At 47.9% G+C, this 9,470-nt stretch carries 7 protein-coding genes; 4 read left to right on the forward strand and 3 right to left on the reverse strand.

Going from position 1 to position 9,470, the window contains the following annotated elements; all coding sequences use genetic code 11:
- The first annotated feature begins 19 nt into the window (after positions 1-19).
- Together BUB18_RS07575 and BUB18_RS07580 are read left to right on the forward strand one after the other, a co-directional pair.
- Positions 20-1,330, forward strand: a complete 1,311-nt coding sequence (locus BUB18_RS07575; RefSeq protein ID WP_073079525.1) for a PAS domain-containing sensor histidine kinase — start codon at positions 20-22, stop codon at positions 1,328-1,330.
- A gap of 4 nt (positions 1,331-1,334) precedes the next feature.
- Positions 1,335-2,381 carry a response regulator gene (locus BUB18_RS07580; protein ID WP_073079527.1) on the forward strand — a complete coding sequence of 349 codons (1,047 nt, stop codon included), beginning with the start codon at positions 1,335-1,337 and terminating at the stop codon, positions 2,379-2,381.
- A gap of 286 nt (positions 2,382-2,667) precedes the next feature.
- Here BUB18_RS07580 and BUB18_RS07585 read toward each other — a convergent pair whose 3' ends face one another.
- From BUB18_RS07585 to BUB18_RS07595, 3 genes are all read right to left on the reverse strand, one after another.
- Positions 2,668-3,045 (reverse strand): hypothetical protein, encoded by a 378-nt coding sequence (locus BUB18_RS07585; RefSeq protein WP_073079528.1) that lies wholly within the window; start codon positions 3,043-3,045, stop codon positions 2,668-2,670.
- Position 3,046: 1 nt separating this feature from the next.
- Entirely contained in the window at positions 3,047-3,736 is a 690-nt protein-coding gene (locus BUB18_RS07590) for a hypothetical protein (protein ID WP_073079530.1), read from the reverse strand.
- Positions 3,737-3,947: 211 nt separating this feature from the next.
- On the reverse strand, positions 3,948-5,447 hold the full coding sequence (locus BUB18_RS07595; RefSeq protein ID WP_073079532.1) for an ArnT family glycosyltransferase: 1,500 nt from the start codon (positions 5,445-5,447) through the stop codon (positions 3,948-3,950).
- Between the two features lie 589 nt (positions 5,448-6,036).
- Here BUB18_RS07595 and BUB18_RS07600 point away from each other — a divergent pair.
- Entirely contained in the window at positions 6,037-6,999 is a 963-nt protein-coding gene (locus BUB18_RS07600) for a 2-hydroxyacid dehydrogenase (RefSeq protein WP_073079600.1), read from the forward strand.
- 49 nt (positions 7,000-7,048) lie between these two features.
- Entirely contained in the window at positions 7,049-9,379 is a 2,331-nt protein-coding gene (locus tag BUB18_RS07605; protein WP_073079534.1) for a beta-glucosidase family protein, read from the forward strand.
- Positions 9,380-9,470: the final 91 nt, after the last annotated feature.

The raw sequence follows: 9,470 nt of genomic DNA on the forward strand, positions 1-9,470 counted from the left end.
AACCGGAATCCTTAAATTTATGTATGACCGTATTCATATGACCATCAGCAACAAGGGGCAGATCACAGGGTTTACCGAGGAGCAGCAGGCTGTTATTGACAGCCTGATGGAAGAACGTACCCGTACATTGACTGCTACTGTAGAAGAACTGAAGAACAGGCTCCGTGCAGAACAAGCAAAGGACAATGCGCTTCAGCGAATGAACAGCTTCCTGAACAGCATCTGGAACAATGCCGATGCCATCATGATGGTGTTTAGTCCGGAAGGCTATATCCGTTACTTTAACCCAACGGCAGAACGCCTGCTGGGTTATAGGGCTGTAGACGTGATTGAAATAGAATCCCCCCTCCTGTTCCACGACTACGCAGAAATGGAAACCAGGGCTGCCGAGTTTTCCTTACAGCTGCAGCAGATTGTAGATCCGGGGCTGGATACGCTGACTATTAAGGCCAAGCTTAACATGCCCAATGAGTACGAGTGGAACTATATCCGCCGCGATGGCACAAAGCTTCCCGTATCGCTTACCATCAGTGCCATCAGGAATGCCAACCAAATCACCGGTTATGTTGGCATTGCCATCGATATCTCAGAAAAGAAAAGTGCGGAAGCTGAATTAAGGCAGGCATTGGAGAAGGAGAAGGAACTAAATGAATTGAAATCCAGGTTTGTATCGCTGGCCTCTCATGAGTTTCGTACCCCGTTGAGTACCATCTTATCTTCCGTATACCTGATCAGCCAGTACCAAACCAGTGATGATCAGTTAAAACGCGATAAACATATCCAGCGGATCGTTTCTTCTGTTAATATGTTAACTGATATTTTGAATGATTTCCTTTCTGTAGGTAAAATTGAGGAAGGAAAAATTCAGGTCCGGAATAGTACCTTTGAGCCGGGCAAACTAATAGGCACTGTCATTAGCGAAATGCAGGGACTACAAAAGGCGTCACAACACGTGGAGTACATACACGAAGGCGGTCAGGAAGCAATGCTCGACCCCGGCCTCCTGAAACACATTGTGATGAACCTGGTGTCCAATGCCATTAAATTTTCACCGGAAGGATCGGTAATCACTGTCCGGAGCAAAAGCGATCATCGACACAACCTGCAACTGTCTGTCAGGGACAATGGAATCGGCATATCGGAAGAGGACCGTCAGCATTTATTTGAACGGTTTTTCCGGGGAAGTAATGTATCTCATATCCAGGGAACTGGCCTGGGCTTGCATATCGTATCCCGGTACACCGAAATAATGGGCGGTAACATCCAATGTCACTCTCGTATAAACGAAGGGACTGAGTTCATTGTAACCTTTCCTGTGCGGGAAATTTAAGCTTATGGAGAAAATTTTATTGATTGAAGACAATCGGGAGATTCTGGACAACATGACCGAAATTCTCGAATTGGCCAACTACCAGGTGTTAACTGCAACAAACGGTAAAACAGGCGTGGCAATGGCGATAGCGCATAAGCCCGACCTGATTGTATGTGATATCATGATGCCTGTCCTGGATGGATTTGGCGTTTTGCACCTCCTGCATAAAAACGAAACACTGCAGCATACCCCTTTCATATTTCTGACCGCTAAAACGGAACGCAGCGACATGCGCAAAGGCATGGACCTGGGTGCCGATGACTATATCACCAAGCCTTTTGAAGGCACTGAGCTGCTCAATGCCATTGCGTCGCGGCTGCGCCGCCGCACGGAACTGCAATACGAGCCCGTAGCCAGCACCACACAGCTCTTGCAGCACCTGAGCACACAGGAGCTGCTCGATACCCTGAAGCAACACAAACCCACTAATCACTTTAAAAAGAAGCAACAGGTATACGCCGAAGGTAACCAGCCGCAGTACCTCTACTATATCTTTCAAGGGAAAATTAAAATCTCCAAAAGAAATGAAGAAGGAAAAGAGCTGATCGTAGGATTGTATAACGAAGGCGATTTCTTTGGCTACCAGGCCCTGATGCAGGGATGTATGTACCAGGAAGATGCGGAATGTATGGAAGACTGTGTGCTGGGACTTATACCACAGGCCGACTTCGAACTGCTGATCAATCAGCATCCGCAGGTGATGCGAAAGTTTGTGCAGCTGCTGGCCAGGAATGCAGCTGAGCGCGAGAAGCAGCTGATAGGCCTCGCCTATAACTCACTCCGTAAAAAAGTGGCGGAGGCGCTGCTGATGATGGATAAGAAATTCAATAATACCGGCAACGACTATACGCTGCATATCAGTCGCGAAAACCTGGCTGCCATGGCAGGTGTAGCGAAGGAGTCCCTGATACGGACGCTCGGGGATTTCAGGAATGAATCACTGATACAGTTAAAAGAAGGAGATATTATCATTACTGACCGGGAGAAGTTAGCGACGCTTATTGCGTGATTTGCTTTTTCAAAAAGAAGGATCGCCTACAGCGACCCTTCTTTTTGAAAAAGTCCCGGGACGAAAACCCCGCGACTTTTATATAGTAATTCTCTGGCTGCTCACCTGTATATGCTATTCCTATGTTTGCAACAAACAACATAACACAAGTCTTTGCTGCTTACCTGCTTTGCTGCTTTGCGTGCAAAAAGATCGCGTCCTGGCGCCGAAGGCGCCTAAATCCCAACAAGTCTTTGCGAGCTTAAAATCCTTATGTCCTTTTGCGAGCCAATGAGTGCGGGAAGAATTATGAGCGCTCCACTCCTGCAAACTGCAGGAAGTTGGCTCTGAGTGTTACAAAGTCAAGCTCAGTTCGGTCTATGTCGCGCTGTAATCTTTCGGGCGAATGTGGATTTGTACCTTTTTGTTTCCCTTTCAGCCATTGCCGTTGTTCACCTATTTCATGACGTAATAAAAGTAGTCCTTCTTCAACGATAAGAAACCTTGCCTGATATTTTTCAGCGGTTTCAACAAACTCCTGGGTTACAGTGGTTGATAATACTGCTGCCAGCAGGCGGATTAACAACGCATTTTCTTCCCTCAGATCTTCTACTATTGTTAACCATGAACAACAAATCCTGTCAAGTTCCGCCTTTGAATGAGTGCTATTCTCTAAATAATGCATACTAGTTCAGATATACCTGCCTGTTGTGCTGCTGTTGCCGCTGACTCCATTGCTGGAGTACGGAAATAAGCTGGTACTGGATGGTATTAAAGGCTCTGATAGCCACTACGACTTCTTCAACATCCTGGCGGGTGCAATCAGATGGCAGGTGGTTATAACTATTTTCTGTTTCAAGGTTTTCCTGTAAAAATTCAATGACCGCATTGCCGTTTAAAATAAACTGCTTAATTAAGTGCGACCATTCATTACTGAATACATTCCCTGCATTTGTGCAGTCCGGTGTACGCTTTACCATTGGCTTGGCAGCCTCCTGCTGCCGCAGCAACACCACTGACTGATAATTGGACAGCTCGTTGTAATAAGTACTAAGCATGTCCGTGAAGGTGGTAAATACCGCAGCTGTAGTTTGCTCCGACCGATGGTTGCTTTCAAACAACCGCTCTACCTGCCGCATCAGAGCAATACCGTTAGGAATGGCGACTTTATTGATTTTCTCCAACAACTGCTGTGCAAAGAAAACATGAAAATCAAACGCCACCTTCCGCTCTTCCAATACCTGGCGAATGCCGGAATTGGGCTTGTACTGCTTATATATATAGTTCCCAGACTTCTTCAACTGCTTAAACGGAAAAAACAGAAAACCTTCGCAAAATCTTTGTTGGATGGAGTTGAGAGAAAATTCTGTATACATATGATGGTACGTTTTATTGTAATTGTCACTGGAAAAAAATGTCACCGCAGCTAGCTGCGGTGACGAGATACCGGTAAAGACCGACATCCGTTTAACTTTAGATAGATGTTAACTGTACAACAAATCTAATACACCTGACATCTAAAACAAAATGATGTTTATACAAACGATGATGATTGTAATCAACAAAAGCATTGACGACGATCATCGGTTATTCTAAATCCCTGACTACCGGAGGCTTATAATCCGTACAGCGGAATACCAGCCATTTTCTAACCAGCCTGCCGTTACGCTTCACCACAATAGGTTCCAGCGGAGTGATGCTGCTGAAATACGGTTGTAAATCCTTCACAAAGGCCTGCTCATCAATATCATCTTTTACATCCGTGAGCGAATTGATAAAAATAGCATTCCTGCCTTTCAGCGTCTGCAAATCAGTACCCACATAATCAAACTCCAACGCCCGCCTGCCAATAATGTTCTGGGAGTAAACCATCTTCCCCATATAAAGGTTGAGTATCGCACTGGTTTTATAATCATCTGCTGAAAAAATAAAATCATCAGGATAAGTTGCGTGTAACTGCTGCACCGCTTTTCCCAGGCCAGGCCAGCCCGCCCAGGTATCGTCCGACTTCACCGGCACCGGATAAAACAAAATTTCCACCCCTAATGCCAGATGCACCACCAGCGAAATAATATATTGCCAACGCATCCAACGCTGCCCTATCCATACACTTACCCATATAATCCCCGTAATATAACCCGGCATCATCCAGTTTAGTTTCACCCAGTATATGGGGGATATCAGGAAGAAGCCAATGAAAACAGGTAAAAAGAAACATAAGAGCCATAGTTCTTTCTCCGGCACACGCCACCAACGTATGCCATAACGCCGCGCTGCTCTCCAGATAAAATAACAGAGCGCAAAAAATAATACCGGAATCAGTATCGCCGCCTGATGCCCTACCACACCCAGTACATCCAGCCAGTTCAGTTCAATATCACCTGCCCGTTCGGACGACTGAAACTTAAACGATGCAAATCCGTTATTTACATTCCAGATGATCACCGGCAAAATTGCAATGAAAAAACATACGATTGAAAGCAGAAACCACGGTGATAGCAGCCACTTCCTGCTGCGTGCACTCAGCAGCAAAAACAGGATGGTACCCGCCGGCAAAAACACTGCGGTATACTTACTGTCAAAAGCCAATCCCATGGCAAAACCCGTCCATATCCACCAATGCCCCTTTTGCTCAAAAATTACTTTATACAAACATAACAGTGATATTGCCCACCATAGCATCAGCGGCACATCAGGCGTGGTAACCAGCGATAAAATAGTAACCATCAGCGTGGAAAGCATGAGTAGTAAGGCTTTCCAGGATTTATGCGGACTCAGAAACTTTTTCGACAGCATATAAAAACATCCTGCCATCAGCAAGGTCACCACTGTATCACCCAGCTTAATGGCAAAACTATGTGCGCCAAAAATCTCTGTGAATGTTCGTGTCAATACCGCCACGCCGGGAGGATGATCGAAATAACTGAGCGCAGGGTGCTGCCCGTAGAAATAATAATAGGCATCCTGTGGCATCGGTCCCATCAGCCATATAAAAGCGACACGCATTACCAATATCATCGCCAGGGAAATATATACCCACTTATCAGTTTTAATATAGCCATATAGGTTAGTCGCCGGTTGGATCATGCATACCCCAGTTATTGTGTGACAGTCTTGTTTTTTGCCCTTGCGCAAATACCATGCCCCCGAAGTAAATAGCATATTATAACAAACCTGAATAAGTATTGTTGCATATTTTCTTCCACAATTTGTAAATGCAGGGGCAAAGTATGGACAGTTAACTAAACCGGCGTAGAAGAATCGATGAAGCTGTGAATTTTGTCTGCCTGCCACTTCACCATGGAAGCCGGCAGCATGGGGAAACATCCCCGGGATCCTTCATGCGGTCAAGGATCTTGCTGCTGCGACGCTCCTGGTGGTTGGTATCAATATTTTAATAATACTGGTTTGATACTTAAGTGAGCAGGCAACAAGATGCTGGTGAGAATTAATAGCAGGGCCTTTCAGCAACAGCTGTGCTGTGGCGTTTCATCATTGTTACACTGTTCGGAGGTTAAAGGTATAAAAAGAAAAACAAATTATTAATATACCCCGATTATTCCAGCGGAATAATCGGGGTTGGGATCAGGGCCCGCGGCCCTGATCCCAACCCCGGTCAACAAAAACCGTAAAGGCATTATCTTTGCTCCATACCCCCACCACCAATAAACATATTATGAAGGTTTTTGCAACAAGAGTAATTCCTGCTGAAGGCCGCATCCGCATGGAGCAGGCAGGAATACAGGTAACAGAATGGAAGGAAAAAAGAAGCCTCTCGCCAGATGAACTGGCGGATACACTGAAAGCCTACGAGGCACTATATTACGCCGGCGGCAAAGCCATGAACCGTGATTTCCTCAACAAATGCAGCCACCTGAAAATCATTGCACTCATGAGTGCCGGATACGATAATATTGATGTACAGGCTGCAAAAGAAATAGGCATTCCCGTTACCAACGTACCGGGCGTTCCCAGCAAATCCACTGCCGACGTGGCTTTTCTGCTTATGCAATCTGTTGCCCGCAAGGCTTTCTATATGCACAAACGCATCCTCAATCATGAATGGGGCTTTTCTGATCCTACGGCCAATCTGGGCATCGACCTGGAAGGTAAAACGCTGGGCGTATGGGGGCTCGGCAATATCGGCACTATCCTGGCACGCCGCTGTCAGCGCGCCTTTGACATGAACATCATTTACAATAACCGCCATCCTAACGCGGAAGCAGAAAAAGTACTTAACGCCACCTATGTCAGCTTCGAAGAGCTGCTGCATAACAGCGACGTGCTGAGTGTACATACGGCCCTTACCCCCGAAACAAAGGGCAGGTTTAACAAGGAGGTTTTCAGGGAGATGAAACCAACGTCCATCTTTATTAACACGGCCCGGGGAGGCATACACGATGAAACAGCCCTGTACGAGGCAATTCAGGAAGGCCTCATCTGGGGCGCCGGCCTTGACGTCACCAACCCGGAACCCATGAGCCCTGATAACCCGCTGCTGTCGCTGCCTACCGTAGCCATACTCCCGCATATTGGCTCCGCCACCGCCGAAACAAGAGGTAAGATGTCGCTGCTGGCCGCTGAAAACATTATCGCTGCAGCTAAAGGACAGCCGCTGCCCAGCCTTATTAAAAGCTAGAAAAAATACGGTAAAATGAATATCTTGGGAATAGCAGATACTGTTCCCTATGAAGTACAACATTTCCCCGTGCTTGTCCATCCCTATCCTGTTAGGATTAACAGTAAGTACGATGGCACAGGATAAAAACAATATCAGACTTACAGACAAACAAAGTATTCCCCGCGTAGTAGCGGCTATGACACCAGAGGAGAAGGTGAGCCTGGTAACAGGTATGGGCCTGCGCATGGAAGGCCTCCCACCCGGCCTCCTCCCGCCCGGTGACCCGAAGGATGCCGACATCCCGGAAAAAGTACCCGGTGCTGCCGGCCGTACGCATGCCATCCCGCGACTCGGCATCCCCAGCATCACCCTGTCCGACGGCCCCGCAGGCATCCGCATCAACCCCTACCGCAACAACGATTCCACCAAACCTTACTATGCCACCGGCTTCCCCGTAGCCACCCTCCTGGCCTCCAGCTGGGATACGGCGCTGGTAACGCAAATCGGCAAAGCCATGGGTAAGGAAGCACTGGAATATGGTATTGATGTGATCCTCGGCCCCGGCATGAATATCCAGCGTAATCCGCTGGGAGGGCGTAACTTCGAATATTATTCAGAAGATCCGCTGCTCACCGGCCATATGGCCGCCGCCATGGTTCGCGGCGTGCAGTCTACCGGAGTAGGTACCTCCATCAAGCATTTCGCCGCTAACAACCAGGAATTCAATCGCATGCAACTTAATACTATCGTGAGTCAGCGTGCCCTCCGTGAAATATACCTGCGCGGTTTCCAAATGGCCGTAAAACTCGGTCAGCCCTGGACGGTAATGTCTTCCTATAATAAAATTAATGGCTTATATACTTCCGAAAACCCCGCGCTGCTAAAACGCCTCCTGCGCGATGAATGGAAATTTAAAGGCATTGTAATGACTGACTGGTTTGGCGGCACCAGCCCGGTGAAACAGCTCAACGCCTGGAACAACCTGCTGATGCCAGGCTTCCACGCCCAATCACAAGCCCTGCTCGGCGCCTTGCAAGACGGCTCCCTTACCACCCAAACGCTGGACGCCAATGTTACAGGCATCCTCCAAATGGTAGTGCAGTCCCCTTCCTTCAAAAAATATAAATATTCCGATAAGCCGGACCTTACCACTAACGCCGCCATCGTACGCAGGGCCGCCGCAGAAAGCATGGTGCTGCTCAAAAACGATAGTACCCTGCCCATTGCTCCGCCGGGAAAAATAGCGCTGTTTGGCGTTACCTCCTATAAGCTCATCGCCGGCGGTACCGGCAGTGGTGATGTAAACAAAGCTTACGTCACCGACCTCGACAAAGCCTTGCTGCAAGGTGGCTACGTGCTTGATGCAGGCCTGCAAACAGAATACGCCCGCTATATTGCAGAAAAAACAGCACAGCTGCCGAAACCCACCACCCTATTCAGCACGCCACCACCCATACCGGAGCAACAGCCGGATGCAGAGGCCATCAGCCGCCTCGCCAAATACATGGATGTAGCCATCATCACCATCGGCCGCAATGCCGGCGAGGGCAGCGACCGCAAAGTAGCGGACGACTTCCTGCTACGCGACGATGAACACTCCATGCTGAAAGTAATCAGCGAAGCATTTCATGCGAACAATAAAAAAGTGGTAGTTGTACTCAACATCGGTGGAGTGATTGAAACAGCCAGCTGGCGCCGCTATGCAGATGCAATCCTGCTGGCCTGGCAACCCGGTCAGGAAGGTGGCAGCAGCATCGCCGATGTGATCAGCGGAAATATTAATCCTTCCGGGCGACTTGCAGCGAGCTTCCCTATGCAGTACAAGGATGTTCCCTCCGCTGCAGACTTCCCCGGAAAAGAACTTCCCGGCGGCAACGATAATGGTAATCCTATGATGGGCAGGCCTGCTGAGGTAAATTACACGGAAGATATTTATGTTGGTTACAGAGGATATACCACACAGAAGATTGCCACTGCATTTCCTTTCGGATACGGATTATCCTATACGAATTTTACGTATAGCCGTCCACGTGTAACGAGTGCGCCCGGTGTTACACCAATCCGTGTAGCCGTAACTGTTACCAACACCGGCACCCGCCCTGGCAGGGAAGTAGTACAGCTGTATATAGCTGCACCGGCCATTAAACAGGGCCGCCCGGTAAGAGAACTGAAAGCATTTGCAAAAACTGGTATACTGCCACCAGGTGGAAAAGAAACACTGCAGTTAACCCTGGGAATGGCCGACCTGGCCTGGTTTGATGACACGAGGATGGCCTGGGTAGTGACACCCGGAACTTATAAAATAGAAATCGGCAGTAATGCGGAATCGGTTATTACATCTACCGAATATAAAATTGGGAAAGAAATAATTATAGAGAAAAATATGGCGGTATGGTAGGACTATGATTTCGTGAAGTAGAGACGCCTCGCAGGCGTCTATCCGATTACATCTCCCTGCTAATCTACCCTAAAATCAACTCACTCCAAAT

This window comes from Chitinophaga jiangningensis (assembly GCF_900142605.1).
Taxonomy (GTDB): Bacteria; Bacteroidota; Bacteroidia; order Chitinophagales; family Chitinophagaceae; genus Chitinophaga; species Chitinophaga jiangningensis.